This is a genomic window from Coprococcus sp. TM115-187 (genome assembly GCF_027679115.1).
GTDB classification, from domain to species: domain Bacteria; phylum Bacillota; class Clostridia; order Lachnospirales; family Lachnospiraceae; genus Allocoprococcus; species Allocoprococcus comes.
The window spans coordinates 21,742-39,149 of record NZ_JAQEKS010000027.1 but is presented as its reverse complement, the minus strand read 5'-3'; the positions used below and the strand labels follow the sequence as shown (position 1 = coordinate 39,149).

General features: G+C 41.6%; 13 protein-coding genes. 11 read left to right on the top strand and 2 right to left on the bottom strand.

Annotated elements, in window-relative coordinates; translation table 11 throughout:
* Positions 1-124: 124 nt before the first annotated feature.
* Positions 125-508, bottom strand: coding sequence for a hypothetical protein (locus tag PGW42_RS13690; protein ID WP_270203225.1), 384 nt, complete (start codon positions 506-508; stop codon positions 125-127).
* Positions 509-544: 36 nt separating this feature from the next.
* Positions 545-1,198, bottom strand: a complete 654-nt coding sequence (locus PGW42_RS13685; RefSeq protein WP_270203226.1) for a GntR family transcriptional regulator — start codon at positions 1,196-1,198, stop codon at positions 545-547.
* A 300-nt stretch (positions 1,199-1,498) separates the two neighbouring features.
* On the opposite strand from PGW42_RS13685, the gene proC reads away from it, so the two are divergent.
* The 11 genes from proC (at position 1,499) to PGW42_RS13630 (ending at position 17,398) form a co-directional block, all read left to right on the top strand.
* The gene (gene proC / locus PGW42_RS13680; RefSeq protein WP_022220831.1) at positions 1,499-2,293 is read left to right on the top strand and encodes a pyrroline-5-carboxylate reductase; all 795 of its coding nucleotides are present in this window, start codon (positions 1,499-1,501) and stop codon (positions 2,291-2,293) included.
* Between the two features lie 157 nt (positions 2,294-2,450).
* A complete protein-coding gene (locus PGW42_RS13675) occupies positions 2,451-3,041 on the top strand; it encodes a TetR/AcrR family transcriptional regulator (protein WP_022220832.1) in 591 nt (196 codons plus the stop codon).
* Positions 3,042-3,055: 14 nt separating this feature from the next.
* Positions 3,056-3,934 (top strand): DMT family transporter, encoded by an 879-nt coding sequence (locus PGW42_RS13670; protein ID WP_117835506.1) that lies wholly within the window; start codon positions 3,056-3,058, stop codon positions 3,932-3,934.
* A 154-nt stretch (positions 3,935-4,088) separates the two neighbouring features.
* The gene (locus PGW42_RS13665) at positions 4,089-4,607 is read left to right on the top strand and encodes a peptidylprolyl isomerase (protein WP_022220834.1); all 519 of its coding nucleotides are present in this window, start codon (positions 4,089-4,091) and stop codon (positions 4,605-4,607) included.
* Positions 4,608-5,121: 514 nt separating this feature from the next.
* Positions 5,122-5,934: a bifunctional hydroxymethylpyrimidine kinase/phosphomethylpyrimidine kinase gene (gene thiD, locus PGW42_RS13660; RefSeq protein ID WP_022220835.1), complete on the top strand. Its 813-nt coding sequence runs from the start codon at positions 5,122-5,124 to the stop codon at positions 5,932-5,934.
* Positions 5,935-5,938: 4 nt separating this feature from the next.
* On the top strand, positions 5,939-7,111 hold the full coding sequence (gene cytX, locus PGW42_RS13655; RefSeq protein WP_022220836.1) for a putative hydroxymethylpyrimidine transporter CytX: 1,173 nt from the start codon (positions 5,939-5,941) through the stop codon (positions 7,109-7,111).
* 1,496 nt (positions 7,112-8,607) lie between these two features.
* A complete protein-coding gene (locus PGW42_RS13650; RefSeq protein WP_022220838.1) occupies positions 8,608-9,312 on the top strand; it encodes an ABC transporter ATP-binding protein in 705 nt (234 codons plus the stop codon).
* Positions 9,313-9,328: 16 nt separating this feature from the next.
* Positions 9,329-12,958, top strand: coding sequence for an FtsX-like permease family protein (locus PGW42_RS13645; RefSeq protein ID WP_270203227.1), 3,630 nt, complete (start codon positions 9,329-9,331; stop codon positions 12,956-12,958).
* 230 nt (positions 12,959-13,188) lie between these two features.
* The gene (gene htpG / locus PGW42_RS13640; RefSeq protein WP_270203228.1) at positions 13,189-15,252 is read left to right on the top strand and encodes a molecular chaperone HtpG; all 2,064 of its coding nucleotides are present in this window, start codon (positions 13,189-13,191) and stop codon (positions 15,250-15,252) included.
* 175 nt (positions 15,253-15,427) lie between these two features.
* Positions 15,428-16,201, top strand: a complete 774-nt coding sequence (gene udp / locus PGW42_RS13635) for a uridine phosphorylase (RefSeq protein ID WP_270203229.1) — start codon at positions 15,428-15,430, stop codon at positions 16,199-16,201.
* A complete protein-coding gene (locus PGW42_RS13630; RefSeq protein WP_270203230.1) occupies positions 16,202-17,398 on the top strand; it encodes a phosphopentomutase in 1,197 nt (398 codons plus the stop codon).
* Positions 17,399-17,408: the final 10 nt, after the last annotated feature.

The window sequence follows — 17,408 nt, the reverse complement described above, 5'->3', positions numbered from 1 at the left end:
AAGGTACATGAAAAAGTAAGGGAGCTGTAGACCGTAAGGGTTTGCAGTTTTTTTATTGCTCAGAGGTGATCAGCCTGGAAAAAAATGCAGAAGAGTCATTCATGCTGTTTAATAAAGATGCAGACTACCAGCTGCATCTTCCACAATTTGTACATGGTATGCAGTTCTTTTTTTTAATAACAGGATACCACGGCTTTACCTGCAGATCCGGTAAGTTATTGAGCTCTAAAATTATAGAATGATAATGATCAGAAAGAGTAATCCGGTCTGAATCATGCTGTTCGATAGTCAGTGGGTAGATGGTTTTTTGATCAGGAGACATACAATTTTGATGTAAAAGAGGGGTATAGACATCTGTACCAATTTGGATAAATTGATCGATGGTGATGATTTTGTAATCATCAGAAGAGAACGAAATGATTGCAGGAGACACAGCCAAAGTGTCTTCCGCAGGAATTTTATAAGAGTCAGTAGTAAATTTTCCAATTGGAGTTTCTAGTTTCATCATGTGTTAGCACTTCCTTTAATATCTTATAAATGAAAATTACTCGTTTTTCAGTTCTTCTTTCATGGCGCTGTCTTTTCCCTGCATAAAATGGTCTTTTTTCAGAATTGCAAAAGCCCGCTCATAATCATTTTTACGCATATATTTAACCATTTTTTTCAAATTCTCATTTGTTGGAACGATCCGCATGCCGTTTTTCAGCGAATACATGCCCACTCTTACCAGCTCTGATAAATTGGATTCGTAGAATTTGGTGATCCGGTCATTATTGAAAATGCTGACGATTTCCAGATGCATCTGCGTATCAGCAAGCTCCCACTCATAAACATCGGAAGCAACCGCACACATATGTACCACTTTTTCTTCAATTCGATAGGAATATTCTTCCGCTTTTCCACTTTTAAAGATTAGTTTAAATGCACTGCCCTCTAAGAGTTCGCGGAGCTGATAAAGTTCATTGATATCTTTATCGGTGATTTCTTTTACAGTCATGGATTTATAATAATCGGTAACGATCAGACCTTCAGACTGCAGCATTTTGAGCGCAGTGCGTACCGGATTACGGCTCATACCAAGTTCTTCTGTCAGAAGTGCTTCTGTAAGAGGCATTCCCGGTGGATAAGTCAGATTCATAATATTATTTTTGATAATTTCATAAGCCTGATCGGCAAGTGATTTCCTTTTTTCAGCCATGTGAAATCCCCCTCTGTCTGGTGAATATATTAAGTATAACACATTAAAACGGGGTTTGTAAAAAACAAAATTGTGTATATGTAAAGTCGCGTTTAGTATAAGAGTACAGACTGGTGATTGTATACAATGGTGCATGTATTTTCGACGGAAAACGGCATTTTCTATTGTGAAAATGTTGACTTTAAACAGGAGAAGTGATACATTGAATGCAGAAGAAAATTTGTATACAAATTAAACGATTGTATACAAATTAAAAATGTAAATGTATAAGGTTTTAAGTTCATCAGGAGGAGAAAAACTATGAAATTAGGATTTATCGGAACAGGTAATATGGCAGGAGCAATTATGGGAGGCGTTATTAAAAGTAACGTATTCAAACCGGAAGAAATCATCGGAGCAGATCTTTTTGCACCAGGTCGCGAAAAAGTAAAAGAACTTTATGGAATCAATGTTACCGATAGCAATAAAGAAGTAATTGAAAAGTCAGAAGTTGTTATTTTTTCTGTAAAACCACAGTTTTATGCAGATGTCATCCAGGAAGTAAAAGATCTGGTAAGACCGGAACAGCTTATTATCACGATTGCACCAGGAAAGACACTTGCATGGCTTGCCGAACAGTTTGGAAAAGATGTTAAAATTGTTCGTACAATGCCGAACACTCCGGCTATGGTTGGAGAAGGTATGACAGCTGCCACACCGAATGAACATGTAACAAAAGAAGAACTTGATTATGCATGCAAGATCCTTTCTGCATTTGGTAAGGTAGAAGTTGTGACAGAGCATATGATGGATGCAGTTGTTGCAGTAAGCGGAAGTTCACCGGCATATGTATTTATGTTTATCGAAGCAATGGCAGATGCCGCTGTTGCAGAAGGAATGCCGAGAGCACAGGCATACAAATTTGCAGCACAGGCAGTTCTTGGAAGTGCGAAGATGGTTCTTGAAACAGGAAAGCATCCGGGAGAACTCAAAGACATGGTATGCTCACCGGCAGGAACAACGATTGAAGCCGTAGGTGTATTGGAAGAACACGGATTCAGAAGTGCAGTCATTGATGCAATGAAGGCCTGTGTTGATGTTGCAAAAGGAATGTAGATACGATATACTTGTTTACGGGGAAAAACATGTCCACGTAAACCTGAAAAGGACCGGGGCGTATGACGCAGCCGGTCTTTTTTTATCTGTTAAGAAAGGTCTTTCCTGATAATAAAAAACGCTCCGCGTGGAACATGATACCATAGGAGGTAGATAGATGGCAGCAAAACAGAATGTAAAGCGGCGGATTGTAGATGCCGCATGGGAATTGTTCTATGAAAAAGGATATGATGATACGACAGTAGATGATATCATTCGTCTTTCTGAGACATCAAAAGGATCATTCTATTATTATTTCAGCAGCAAAGATTCTCTGCTTGATACATTGTCAACTATTCTGGATGAGAATTATGCAAAGCTTGAAGATGAACTGGATCCGGAAATGAACAGTTTTGATAAACTGATGTATCTCAATTACCGGTCGCATTCATTTATGGAGCAAAAGATTGATGTAGCATTGTTATCATCCTTATATTCAACACAATTGATTGCCAAGGGAGACAGGAATCTTCTGGATCAGAACCGTACTTATTACAAGCTGATCAGCAGGATCATAGAAGAGGGACATGTGCGAAATCAGATCAGCAGAGAGAAGAGTATCCAGGAGATTACCAAGTATTATTCACTCTGTGAGCGGGCACTGGTATCAGACTGGTGTCTGAACAGAGGAAATTATTCGCTTGGAGAATACAGTAAGGAATATATGCCGATTTTAATGGAACATTTCCGGGTAGATCAGCCTGAATAGAGAAAGGTTTTCATATGAAGGAGAGTCAGAGAAAAGGTTTAATTTCAGTACATGTTGCTGTGGCATTGTTTGGTTTTGTCGGACTGTTTGCCAAGCTTGTGGATCTGCCTGCGGTGATCATCGTGCTTGGAAGGGTATTTTTTTCATCTATTTTCCTCTGGATTTTTCTGCGTTTTAAAAAGCAGAAAATTCGCCTGGAGGAGAAAAGTGATTATTTGTGGATGGTCGGAGCAGGTGCAGTTTTAGCAATACACTGGAGTAGTTATATGCAGTCGATCCAGAGTTCGACGGTTGCAGTTGGTACGCTTACGGTATCAACTTTTCCGGTATTTGTTATTTTTCTGGAGCCATACCTGTTCCATGAAAAACTGAAGAAATCGGATGTGTTTTGTACACTGATGATGCTGGTCGGAGTATTCTTTATCGTACCCGCATTTCAGATGGATAATCAGATTACACAGGGAGTTCTGTGGGGACTTCTGAGTGCATTTACCTATGCAATATTGTCACTGATGAATCGCCGTTTTTCCAGCAGATATCCGGCAACACTGGTGTCGCTTTATGAACAGGGAACCGCAACGATCGTGTTGATCCCAATGATGTTTGTGTTGAAGCCGGTGATTACACTTGCAGATGCAGGCGTATTGATGATGCTTGGAATTATTTTTACAGCAGTTGCACATTCTTTATTTATCAGTGGACTTCGGACTGTGAAGGTAAGGATTGCCGGAATTTTATCCGGACTGGAACCGGTGTATGGGACTTTAAGCGCATTTCTGTTTCTGAAAGAAGTTCCAAGTTTCAGAGAGTGCCTTGGTGGTGTTATCATTCTGGCTGCTGTGTTTTTATCGACACTGAAACCGGAGGAGAAAGCATCTGATGCTCCGGCATAAGAATAAAGAGAAGTTTGAGGATTTTATCTGGCACTGGTTTCTGGGGATCGGATATTGTCTGGAAAATGTATAAAGACTTTCTAAAAACTATTTACGGACGGGAAAAGTTCCGTTACAATAGGTAGAGAAATCAATGAAAAGGAGATTGTATAAAATGGCAAATCCAGTAGTAACATTTGAAATGGCAAATGGCGATGTGATCAAAGCGGAATTATATCCGGAAATCGCACCGAATACAGTAAATAACTTTGTATCTCTTGTAAATAAGGGATTTTATGATGGACTGATCTTCCACCGTGTCATCAGTGGATTCATGATCCAGGGTGGATGCCCGGATGGAACCGGAATGGGTGGCCCTGGATACAGTATCAAGGGAGAATTTAAGCAGAACGGTTTTGCAAATGATCTGAAGCATGAACCGGGCGTTCTTTCTATGGCGCGTGCAATGCATCCGGATTCGGCAGGATCACAGTTTTTCATCATGCATAAGACTTCGCCACATCTTGACGGCGCATATGCAGCTTTTGGTAAAGTTACAGAAGGTATGGATGTTGTAAATAAAATTGCTGAGACGGCAACAGACTACAGTGACAGACCGCTGGAAGAACAGAAGATGAAAAAAGTGACTGTTGAAACTTTTGGAGAGGCTTATCCAGAACCAGAGAGAGTTTAACAGGAGTTACAAAGCAGACAACACTTGGAGAGACAGAATAATAAAGACGGAGGGAGCCGGTGAAAGACAGACTGAGAGGAAGCAAAAGAGCATCGCCCCCTTTTTACCTGATACGGATCATGCCGTCGCAGGAAGTCATATTGATTTTTTCAGAGACACTTGTGCATGACAGGTGTTTCTTTTATTTCATAGGAAATTCCGAAGGAACTTCCTATGAAATAAAAGGCACTGCGTGCCGGAGATGCGCACTCGCACGAAGATGAAGAATGTCGCAAGCGACTGCGTTTGGCGCGAGAATGTGCCAAGGCACATTCTTTTTATATAAAATAGTGTAACTGTTCAGAGCCAACCTCCAAAATGCTACGCATTTCGTTGGTGTGGCGTATCCGCCAAATAAAATTTCAAAAACAGTCTTAAAAATGCAAGCATTTTACACCTGTTTTATGAAATTTTGCTTGGCTCTGAACAGTTACAAAATATTTAGAATTATGGAAAAAGAGAGGAAGAGAGTTAAATGAGAACAGCACTTACAATTGCAGGAAGCGATTCAAGCGGAGGAGCAGGTATCCAGGCAGATATCAAAACAATGATCAGTAACGGAGTCTATGCTATGAGCGCAATTACGGCTCTTACTGCACAGAATACAACCGGAGTTACCGGAATTATGGAGGTAACGCCGGAATTCCTAGGAGAACAGCTGGATAATATTTTCACGGATATTTACCCGGATGCAGTGAAGATTGGAATGGTATCTTCAAGTGGTCTGATTACAAAGATCGCAGACAAATTAAAAGAATATGATGCGAAAAATATTGTAGTTGATCCGGTTATGGTAGCAACAAGTGGAGCAAGACTGATCAGCGAGGAAGCGATTGATGCGCTGAAGAGCTGCCTGCTTCCGATGGCAACCGTTCTGACTCCGAATATCCCGGAAGCAGAAGTGCTTGCAGGTATGAAAATCCAGTCGCAGGCGGATATGATAAGAGCAGCAGAAGAGATCGGCACCAAATATCACTGTGCAGTTCTTTGTAAGGGCGGGCATCAACTGAACGATGCCAATGATCTGCTGTGGAGAGATGGTGGATATAAGTGGTTCTACGGAGAGCGAATCGACAATCCGAACACGCACGGAACAGGATGTACTTTATCCAGTGCGATCGCATCAAATCTTGCAAAAGAATATGATTTGGATGAGTCAGTAGAACGTGCGAAGAAATATATTTCCGGAGCACTTGCAGCAATGCTGGATCTTGGCAAAGGCAGTGGTCCGATGAATCACGGATTTGCAATTAAAAATGAATATACAGAAAGCAAAGTGGAGGAATAGAAGTATGAATGAAAAGAGAACCTCTATCTTTGAAAATGGACTGATCTGGTTTGGGGCAGGCGTGTCCCTTGCAGAGATCCTGACCGGTACTTACTTTGCGCCGCTAGGATTCGGAAAAGGAGTTCTGGCGATTATTATTGGTCATATCATAGGATGCATGATGCTTTTCCTTGCCGGAGTAATTGGTGGAAAGACCAGACGAAGTGCAATGGAAACAGTAAAAATGAGTTTTGGCGAGAAGGGAGGAATCTTCTTCTCCTTCCTGAATGTGCTGCAGCTGGTTGGCTGGACAGCGATTATGATTTATGATGGGGCACTTGCAGCAAATGGTGTTCTTCATACCGGCAGATGGGTATGGTGTCTGGTGATCGGTGCACTGATCATCTTATGGATTGTGATCGGAATCACAAATCTTGGCAAGATCAATACGGTTGCAATGGCTGCTTTATTTATCCTGACACTGGTACTCAGCAGAGTGATCTTTGGTGACGGATCGGTAGCTGGCGCAGGCGGAGATGCCATGACGTTTGGTGCAGCAGTAGAGCTTTCTGTTGCCATGCCACTTTCCTGGTTGCCACTGATCAGTGACTATACAAGAGAAGCAAAAGAACCGGTAAAAGCAACCGCAGTCAGCACCGTTGTTTATGGAGTTGTCAGTTGTTGGATGTACGTGATTGGTATGAACGCTGCAATTTACACAGGAGAGTCTGATATTGCAAGTATCATGGTAAAAGCTGGACTTGGAATAGCAGGACTTCTGATCATTGTATTTTCTACCGTTACGACAACCTTCCTGGATGCTTACTCAGCAGGAATTTCGTCAGAGTCAGTATTTTCAAAAATCAATGGGAAATATGCAGCAATTGTTGTAACTGTGATCGGAATGATCGGAGCAATCATTTATCCGATGGACAACATTACCGATTTCCTGTACCTGATCGGTTCTGTATTCGCGCCGATGATCGCAATCCAGATTGCGGATTTCTTCATTCTGAAGAGAAAGGACAGCCTGGAAGTATCTCTGGATGTCATGAATGGTGTAATCTGGGTGATCGGTTTTATACTTTACCGTATTCTGATGAATGTGGATATTCCGCTTGGAAATACACTCCCGGATATGGTCATCACCATCGTGATCTGTATTCTTGCAAGAAAATGTATAAAGACAGAAAAATAGCTTTGAAAGAAAATGGAAATGCCGTGTTGACATTTCCATTTTCTTTTGACAGAACATGTAGCGATCTGCAGAAGAGAGGCGGAAAAATGAATGCTGACGCCTGGAAACGTGGTAAAAGTTTATAAGAAAGAAGTTTTGAATAATTTAGTTAGCGGATGGAAATAAAGTGGGATTTTTATCCTGCAAAATATATATGGAAAAAGAGTTGGGTAGAATGAAAAAAGAGCTTACGACATATGATCGGGGGAAATGTCGTAAACTCTTTTTTCTGTAATTTCATTAAAGGAGAAATGAAAATAAAAAGTATCAAAATACTGAAAACGTCTTATTTGGTTTTGATTCCTAATCAAGTGGGGCAATTGTGACTGACTAAGATGCCGCCCCACCGAGGAATTCTTATCTAGTTGTTATCTTCAAGCTGATATTATAATACCAAGAGGCTTGGAATTTGTATATTCGCAAAAAAAACAAAAGAAAAAAGCTTTGAAAAATAAAATTGTGCAAAATAACAGGGGTAAAATCAATTTATACAAAAGGTTATTTGGAATTTGGAAATTGATAATAAAACTTGCATAAATGCAAAAAAAATGAGTGCAAATGATTTTTGTATAAGAACAAATGTGTTTTCAAGAAGGAATTATGAATGCTTATTATAAATGTCAATATAAAAAATTTTTCGAACATGAGGAGACCGATATGAAAATCCTGAAATAGAAAAAGAGCTTACGACATATGATCGGGGGAAATGTCGTAAACTCTTTTTCCAATAATTTCATTAAAGGAGAAATGAAAATAAAAAGTATCAAAATACTGAAAACGTCTTATTTTGTTCGGTTAAGTGTTATCCTTAACTTGTTTTTATAATAGCATTTGCAGGGAGTTTTGTATATTCGCAAAAAAAACTAAAAGAACTGCAAAGTTAAAATAAAATTGTGCAAAATAACGAAGTGCAAAACAAGATTGACAAAAGAATGTAAAAAAAGGAAATTTTAACGGTAAAAATATATAATGTCTAATAATTAACAAGAAGTTACAGAAAGTTACAAGGAAAACTGTAATTTTTGAAAGTATATTCCGGAAGCAGGGTGGGAAAAACAGAGGAGGATACTATTTGTGAATGCCGGAAAGATTCAGATAACGGAAAAAGAGCTTGCGACATATGATCGGGGGAAATGTCGTAAGCTCTTTTTCTGTAATTTCATTAAAGGAGAAATGAAAATAAAAAGTATCAAAATACTGAAAACGTCTTATTTGGTTTCGTTAAGTGCTATCCTTAACTTGATATTATAATACCATGTGTATGCTCTTCTGTAAATTCGCAGAAAAGACAAATGTTACAAAAATGATACTGTAAAATTGTGCAATATAGCCAAAAACGGTGTGGAAAATGGAAAATGTGAAAGTTTTATAATCTTACGACTTCATATTTGATTTGCTTTTCCAATATGTTAAAATTAAAAAAAAGCAGAAAATTTTACAGATAAGGGGGAAAGATGATGAAAGAATTTGTTGAAATGCGGGATGTCCGTAAGATTTACCGTATGGGTGAAGTTGAGATTGCCGCAGCAGATGGAATTGATTTTCAGATAAAAAAAGGTGAATTTGCAGTTGTGGTAGGTCCAAGTGGTGCGGGAAAAACGACAGTGCTTAACATTCTGGGGGGAATGGATACGGCAACAAGTGGAGAGGTCTGGATCGATGGAAAGAATATTGTAAAGTATTCGCCGAGGCAGCTTACTTCCTATAGAAGGGATGATATTGGATTTGTATTCCAGTTTTACAACTTGATTCCGAACCTGACGGCGCTTGAAAATGTAGAGTTGGCACTGCAGATCTGTAAGGATCCGCTGGATGCGGAGATGGTTCTTAGGGAAGTGGGACTGGCAGACCGTATGAAGAATTTTCCGGCACAGCTTTCCGGTGGGGAGCAGCAGAGGGTATCGATTGCACGTGCACTGGCAAAGAACCCGAAGCTTCTTTTGTGTGATGAGCCGACAGGGGCGTTGGATTACAATACCGGTAAGGCAATATTAAAGCTTTTACAGGATATGTGTCGTGAACGAGGGATGACAGTGATCCTGATCACACACAACTCAGCGATCACGCCGATGGCAGATCGTGTAATTAAGATGAAGAATGGAAAAGTCGGAAGCATGAAGCTGAATGAAAGACCGGTTCCGGTAGAGACGATTGAATGGTAGGTGGACGTAAAGACCGATGAAGAAAAATGTTTTACGCAAAGATTTTATAATAGAAATAAAAAAGACGATGGGACGGTTTGTATCAATCTTTTTTATCGTAGCATTGGGTGTCGCATTTTATTCGGGAATCCGTGCATCAGAGCCAAGTATGCGGATCACTGCAGATCAGTATTTCGATGATTCGGAGCTGATGGATCTGAAGGTAATGGGAACCATGGGACTTACCAAAGCGGATATCAAAGCGATTGGAAAAGTATCGGGAATTGAAGCTGTAGAAGGCGGATACAGCAAAGACGTGCTTTGCCCGGTTGGAGACAATGAAAAGGTTGTCCATATGCTGAGCATGCAGAAGAATTTTAATCAGGTTTCGGTTGTGGAAGGCAGGTTGCCGGAAAAAGCCGGAGAATGTCTGGTGGATGAAGATTTTCTGAGCTATACAGACCTGAAGGTTGGCGACACGGTAACTTTCCATTCCGGCGATGGAGAGGCATTGACTGATTCACTGGTTACAGATACATATAAGATTGTCGGAATCGGGAACAGTCCGCTGTATATTTCATTTGGAAGAGGAAGCAGTACGATCGGAACCGGAGAGATCAGTGGATTTGTTGTAGTGGATAAATCCTCTTTTGACATGGATGTTTATACGGAAGCTTATGTGAAGGTGAGCGGTGCAGAAGAGAAAATTGCATTTACTGATGAATACAATAATCTGTCGGATGCAGCAAAGGAAGCCGTGAGTGCAATCGAAGAGGAACGCTGTGCAGTCCGCAAACAGGAGATCGTAGATGAGGCAAATGAAAAGCTTGCTGATTCAGAGAAGACAGTGAATGAAAAATCGCAGGAACTGGAGGATGCGAAAAAAGAGCTGGAGAGTGGGAAAAGCAAGGCAGCCGAAGAACTGGAAAAAGCAAAGCAGCAGATTACGGATGGAGAAGCAGAGCTTGCGGATGCAAAGCAGCAGATCGCAGACGGCGAGACACAGCTTGCCGATGCAAAAGCGCAGCTGAATGATAAGCAGGCACAGCTTGATTCAGCGGAGGCACAGTATGAATCCGGAAAAGCACAGTTGAATCAGAAAGAACAGGAGCTTGCAGATGCGGAACAGGTTTATCTGAGCAATTACTCGAAATATATGCCGATCATTACGGCGGGGAAGGAACAGATTCCAGCAGGAAAGTCACAGATCGCGGATGGGAAGAAACGGTTGGACGAGGGACTTGCACCGCTTAATCGGCTGAAAGACGAACTGGCTGGGATTGAAGATGAAATCAGCCAGTGTGATTCAGAAATTGCAAGATTGAATACGCAGCTGAAAGGAATGGACAGCGATGTATATCGGAAATATGTAAAAATTCCTAAAGAGAATAGAAATGAAGAAGAAAAAGCTTATGTGGAAAAGTGGGAGAATTTAAATACACAGCTTGGCGGTATGCAGGAACAGAAGAAGCAGCTTGAAAAGACAAAGCAGGAGATGCTGAACAAGGCAGGTTTTGCCACAGAAGCAGACCTGGAGGCACAGATTACCAGCCTGACTGAGCAAAAAGAAGATCTGGATGCAAAAGAGAAAGCACTTCTTCAGCAGGAGCAGACACTTGCCGCACAGGAAGAAGAGCTGTTAAGTGCAGGCAGGCAGATTACAGACGGCAAGAGTCAGATCGCAGCAGCCAGATCCCAGCTTGACAGCACAAAATCTCAGATTACGGACGGAAAAGCACAGATCTTGTCTGCATGGGCACTTCTGAATGAAAAAGAGGACACTTTAAATGCAAGTAAAGCACAACTTGCATCCGGTGAACAGGAGCTTGCGGATGGCCGGAGTAAATATGAGCAGGCAGCAAAAGAAGCGGAAGAACAGATCACGGACGGACAGGCAAAGATTACAGATGGAGAGAAGCAGCTGACGGATGCAAAGCAGCAGATTGCAGACGCAAAGGCTGAGATCAAAAAAATCGAAAATCCGAAGTGGTATGTGCAGACGAGAGAGGATGCACTGACGGAATATCAAGGATACGGAGATAATGCAGACCGCATGCGTTCTATTGGAAAAGTGTTCCCGGTACTCTTTTTCTTGGTGGCAGCATTGATCAGTCTGACAACGATGACACGAATGGTAGAGGAACAGCGTGTACAGATCGGAACGATGAAGGCTCTTGGTTATGGAAAAGCTGCAATTGCAGGGAAATACATTGGTTATGCTCTGATTGCAACGCTTGGCGGAAGTATTTTCGGAGTACTGGCCGGGGAAAAGATCCTGCCGTTTATCATTATTTATGCTTATATGATCCTGTATAAGCATCTGCCGGCGATCCTGGTACCGTACCATATGAGCTATGCACTCCAGGCTTCGGTAATCGCAGTGGCATGTACACTGATCGCAACGATCGCATCCTGCTATAAAGAGTTGGCAGCAGAACCGGCAGAGCTGATGCGTCCGGCAGCACCGAAGCAGGGGAAGCGGATTCTTCTGGAGCGGATCGGAATTATCTGGAAGCATCTGAATTTTACATGGAAATCGACCGTGCGGAATCTGATCCGGTATAAGAAGCGATTCTTTATGACCATTTTCGGAATCGGAGGCTGTATGGCACTGATGGTAGTCGGATTCGGACTGAAGGACTGTATCTATGAGATCGTCAGCCTGCAGTATGAGAAGGTGCAGTTCTATGATGCGGCAACCTACATGAGTGACGACATATCCGAAGAGAACAGACAACAGCTCCATGATTATCTGGATCAGAATGCAGATATAAAAGAGACGATCGAAGCGCGGATGCAGAAGACCGATGTAAAATCTGCATCCGGTAAAAAGACACTTTATCTGATGGTGCCATCGGATAATGAAAAGATTGAGGACTTTTTAAGCTTCCACAGCAGGACCAATAAGGACGAGGTTTATTCACTGAAAAAAGACGAAGTGATTCTGACTGAGAAAATGGCATCCCTTCTGAATGTAAAGGTGGGAGATGAGCTTACGATCGAGGACGAGGACAGGGGAGACCAGACGGTGACGGTTGGCGCCATCTGCGAGAACTATATGAGCCATTACCTGTATCTGTCACCGGAAAAATACGAGGAATTATATGGTGTACCGGCAGAATATAACACGATCATCTACAGTGTAAAGGACGGAAAGGATGATCAGATCGAGAAGATCGGAACAAAGCTTCTGTCGATGGATGGAGTACTGAATGTAAGTTATACCAGCAGTATTGAAGGAAGGCTGGATGACATGCTGCGAAGCCTGAATCTGGTCATCGTGGTACTGATCGTATCTGCCGGAATGCTGGCATTTGTGGTACTGTACAATCTGAACAATATCAACATCACCGAGCGTCAGAGAGAGCTTGCAACCTTGAAGGTTCTGGGATTCTACGACGGAGAGGTTGCCTCTTATGTATACAGAGAGAATATCCTGCTGACGATCATTGGATCGGTTGTGGGTATGGTGCTTGGTAATCTGCTTCACCGGTATATCATCCTGACGGTTGAGGTGGAAGAAGCGATGTTCGGACGTCAGATACACTGGCAGAGTTATCTGTACAGTTTCTTGTTTACTGTAGCATTTTCTTTATTTGTAAACTGGGTAATGTTCTACAAGCTGAAGAAGATCGATATGGTGGAATCTTTGAAGAGCGTGGAGTAAAAGCTTTTGCAAGTGTATGTCAAAGATTTCTTATAGACGGTACACAAAGAATCGGAAAATATATTTCACAGAAAGTTTATATTCTTCACAGAATTATTAGCACTCTTGTCAAAAGAGTGCTAATTTTCTATTGACATTTAGAAATCAGGGTATTAAGATATTTCATAGACAGAAAAATACGGTATTTGAAACCGTAAAAAGATAGAATATGAAATTTAGGAGTGATAAAAATGGCAGCAAAAAAAGGTAGTCTTTCAATCAGCAGCGAAAATATTTTCCCGATTATCAAGAAATGGGTATATTCTGATCATGATATTTTCGCAAGAGAGCTTGTTTCCAATGGATGCGACGCGATCACAAAATTAAAGAAGCTGGACATGATGGGAGAATATACACTTCCGGATGGTTATAAAGGAAAGATCCAGGTTATTGTAAACCCGGAAGAGAAGACTTTGAAATTCATCGATAATGGTCTTGGTATGACTGCTGATGAAGTAGAAGAATATATCACACAGATCGCATTTTCAGGAGCAACCGAATTCCTGAACAAATACAAAGATAAGACAACAGAGGATGATATGATCGGACACTTTGGTCTTGGATTCTACTCTGCCTTCATGGTAGCTGATGAAGTTCATATTGATACCCTTTCTTATAAAGAAGGTGCAAAACCGGTACACTGGGTAAGTGAAGGTGGTACAGAGTATGAGATGGAAGAAGGGGATAAAGAGGAAGTTGGTTCTGAAATCACCTTATTCTTGAATGAAGATTGTGTAGAATTTTCAAATGAATACAGAATCCGCGAAGTCCTTGAGAAATACTGTTCATTCATGCCGGTAGAGATTTTTGTATCCAAAGCAAATGCAGAACCGGAATATGAGACGATCCCGGAGGATGAAGTCCTGGATACCGATACGGTTGTTGAACATATCCACGAAGACGCCAAGATGGAAGAAAAAGAAAATGAGAACGGTGAAAAAGAAATGGTTGAAGTTTCACCGGCATCCGACAAAGCAAAGATCGTGAAACGCCCGGTATCGATCAGTGATCCGGCACCGCTGTGGACAAAGCATCCAAACGAATGCAGCAAAGAAGATTATATTGATTTCTACCGGAAAGTATTTATGGATTACAAAGAACCTCTGTTCTGGATTCATCTGAACATGGATTATCCATTCAACTTAAAGGGTATCCTGTACTTCCCTAAGATCAATACCGAATACGATTCCATTGAAGGAACCATCAAATTGTACAACAATCAGGTATTTATCGCAGACAATATCAAAGAAGTTATTCCGGAATTCCTGATGGTATTAAAAGGAGTCATTGATTGTCCGGATCTGCCGCTTAACGTATCACGAAGCGCACTGCAGAATGATGGATTTGTACAGAAGATCTCCGAATACATTTCCAAGAAAGTTGCTGACAAGCTTTCAGGAATGTGCAAGACAGATAAAGAAAACTATGAGAAATACTGGGATGACATCAGCCCATTTATCAAATTCGGCTGCCTGAAAGATGAAAAATTCTGCGAGAAGATGAGCGATTATGTTCTGTTCAAGAACCTGGATCATAAGTATATGACACTCAAAGAATGCATCGAAAAGAATGGCGGAAAAGCAGAGCCGGAGGAAAAGACCGAAGGGGAAAATGCAGAGCAGTCAGCAGAAAAGAAAGAAGCAGAGAAGACAACAATCTACTATGTAACAGATGAACAGCAGCAGAGCCAGTACATCAATATGTTCAAAAAAGAGGGACTGGATGCAGTGATCTTGTCACATAATATTGATTCTCCATTTATTACTCAGATGGAGCAGAAGAACGAACATATCAAGTTCCAGAGAATCGATGCAGATCTGACTGATCACTTCAAAGAAGATGTATCTGAAGAAGAAAAAGAAGCATTCAAAGAAAAAACTGACAGTCTGGTCGAAATCTTCCGCAAAGCACTTGGCAATGACAAACTGGAAGTAAAAGTGGAAAAGATGAAAGATGAAAATGTGGCATCTATGATTACACTTTCCGAAGAATCACGCCGTATGCAGGAAATGATGAAGATGTATGGAATGTCAGGCATGGATCCGTCTATGTTCGGAACAAATGCAACCCTGATCCTGAATGCAAATCATCCGCTGGTAGAATATGTTGTAGCACATAAAGATGGCGAAAATACAGAAATGTTCTGCCATCAGTTATATGACCTGGCAATGCTGGCACACAAGCCACTCAGCCCGGAAGAGATGACAGAATTTGTGAAACGCAGTAATGAAATTATGATGAAACTGGCAAAGTAATTTTGCTGTAGATACCCGGAAAAGCCTGAATCATTCAGATTCTTGTTTTCGCTTATGCGAAAAGGTCTGAATGGTCAGGCTTTTTTTGCTGTATTTGGAAACACTTTCCACAAAGTGTTGGTGAACTTCCTGGTCTTTTATAGTATAATATAACAAAAGAGAGGCGGTGGATACGATGAAGAATTATTCAAAGGATATAAGCAGACAATATCATATTCAGGTGGCCAACGGGGAAGTCGGCCGTTATGTCATTCTCCCGGGAGATCCAAAGCGCTGCAAAAAAATAGCACAGTATTTTGAAGATCCGGTAATGATTGCAGATAACCGGGAATTTATCACTTATACAGGAACTTTAGACGGCGTAAAGGTAAGTGCCACATCTACCGGAATCGGGGGGCCATCAGCAGCAATTGCGATGGAAGAATTAGCCAGATGTGGAGCAGATACATTTGTACGGATCGGAACCTGCGGTGGGATACAGCCGGAAGTAAAAAGTGGGAACATTGTAGTTGCTACAGGTGCTGTCAGAATGGAAGGGACAAGCAAAGAATATGCGCCGATCGAATATCCGGCGGTGGCAGATCTTATGGTGGTGAACGCACTGGTCAGTGCGGCGAAGGAAAAGTGCTGTGAATTTTATACCGGAGTGGTACAGTCAAAAGATGCATTTTACGGACAGCATGAGCCGGAGATGATGCCGGCAGGTTATGAACTGATCAATAAATGGGAAGCCTGGAAGAAACTGGGATGTCTGGCATCAGAGATGGAGACGGCAGCACTTTACATTGTGGCAGCAAAGCTTCATGTACGCGTGGGTGCGTGTTTCCTTGTAATGGCAAATCAGGAAAGAGAAAAACTGGGACTTGAAAATCCGGTAGTACATGATACAGATATGGCAGTACAGGTGGCAGTGGAAGCCATCAGAAAGTTGATCAAAGAGGATCGGTAAATGAAAGAAACAATATATAAACGAATCTTTGTGATCGTTCTGGATTCGCTCGGAATTGGTGCAATGCCTGATTCTGAGAAATTCGGTGACAGGGATGTAGATACATTTGGTCATATTTTAGACAGAATGGGAACACTGGAGATTCCAAATCTTCAGAAGCTTGGTATGCTGAATCTGCATACCGGGGGAAAGATGTATGGAATCGAGAATCCGGTTGGAAAAATTACCAGACTGAAAGAGGCGAGTAACGGAAAAGATACGATGACCGGACACTGGGAAATGATGGGAATTTATACAGAAAAACCATTTAAAACCTTTACCGAACATGGATTTCCACCGGAACTGATTGCAGAACTGGAAAAACGTTGCGGGAAAAAAGTGATTGGAAACCGTAGTGAGAGCGGAACAAAGATCATTGAAGACCTTGGGGAAGAAGAAATCGAAACAGGTGCAATGATCGTCTATACCTCTGCGGATTCTGTATTGCAGATCTGTGGAAATGAAGAGACATTTGATCTGGAAAATCTGTATCGGTGCTGTGAGATTGCAAGAGAGATCACGATGAAGGATGAATGGCGCGTGGGACGAGTCATTGCAAGACCGTATGTAGGAAAGAAAAAGGGTGAATTTAAAAGAACCAGCAACCGCAGGGATTATGCACTTGAGCCGACCGGAAAGACTGCACTTGACGCACTGAAAGATGCGGGAAAGGATGTGATCGCAGTCGGAAAGATCCATGATATCTTTTGCGGGGAAGGAATCACAGAATCGTATCATTCCAACAGCTCCGTGCATGGAATGGAGCAGACCATTGAGATTTGCAAAAAAGATTTTGACGGACTGTGCTTTGTAAATCTGGTTGATTTTGATGCACAGTGGGGGCATCGGCGCGATCCGGTTGGCTACGGACATGAGATTGAGAGATTTGATAAAAATCTTGGAATTTTGCTGGATGATCTGCGGGAGGATGATCTTCTTATTATTACCGCCGATCATGGAAACGATCCGACCTACACAGGAACCGATCATACACGGGAATATGTACCGTTTTTGGCGTATTCCAAAAAGATGGATGAGGGTGGCGTGATTATGGAGAAAAATACCTTTGCAGTGATCGGGGCAACGGTCACAGATAATTTTGGTGTAAAAATGCCGGAAGGAACGATCGGACATTCGATTCTGAATGAACTTATTTAGCAAGAAAAAG

Excerpts from the sequence above, each read along its gene's own strand:
- PGW42_RS13690 (WP_270203225.1), bottom strand. The coding sequence starts at position 508 with ATGATGAAACTAGAAACTCCAATTGGAAAATTTACTACTGACTCTTAT.
- PGW42_RS13685 (WP_270203226.1), bottom strand. The coding sequence starts at position 1,198 with ATGGCTGAAAAAAGGAAATCACTTGCCGATCAGGCTTATGAAATTATC.
- proC (WP_022220831.1), top strand. The coding sequence starts at position 1,499 with ATGAAATTAGGATTTATCGGAACAGGTAATATGGCAGGAGCAATTATG.
- PGW42_RS13675 (WP_022220832.1), top strand. The coding sequence starts at position 2,451 with ATGGCAGCAAAACAGAATGTAAAGCGGCGGATTGTAGATGCCGCATGG.
- PGW42_RS13670 (WP_117835506.1), top strand. The coding sequence starts at position 3,056 with ATGAAGGAGAGTCAGAGAAAAGGTTTAATTTCAGTACATGTTGCTGTG.
- PGW42_RS13665 (WP_022220834.1), top strand. The coding sequence starts at position 4,089 with ATGGCAAATCCAGTAGTAACATTTGAAATGGCAAATGGCGATGTGATC.
- thiD (WP_022220835.1), top strand. The coding sequence starts at position 5,122 with ATGAGAACAGCACTTACAATTGCAGGAAGCGATTCAAGCGGAGGAGCA.
- cytX (WP_022220836.1), top strand. The coding sequence starts at position 5,939 with ATGAATGAAAAGAGAACCTCTATCTTTGAAAATGGACTGATCTGGTTT.
- PGW42_RS13650 (WP_022220838.1), top strand. The coding sequence starts at position 8,608 with ATGAAAGAATTTGTTGAAATGCGGGATGTCCGTAAGATTTACCGTATG.
- PGW42_RS13645 (WP_270203227.1), top strand. The coding sequence starts at position 9,329 with ATGAAGAAAAATGTTTTACGCAAAGATTTTATAATAGAAATAAAAAAG.
- htpG (WP_270203228.1), top strand. The coding sequence starts at position 13,189 with ATGGCAGCAAAAAAAGGTAGTCTTTCAATCAGCAGCGAAAATATTTTC.
- udp (WP_270203229.1), top strand. The coding sequence starts at position 15,428 with ATGAAGAATTATTCAAAGGATATAAGCAGACAATATCATATTCAGGTG.
- PGW42_RS13630 (WP_270203230.1), top strand. The coding sequence starts at position 16,202 with ATGAAAGAAACAATATATAAACGAATCTTTGTGATCGTTCTGGATTCG.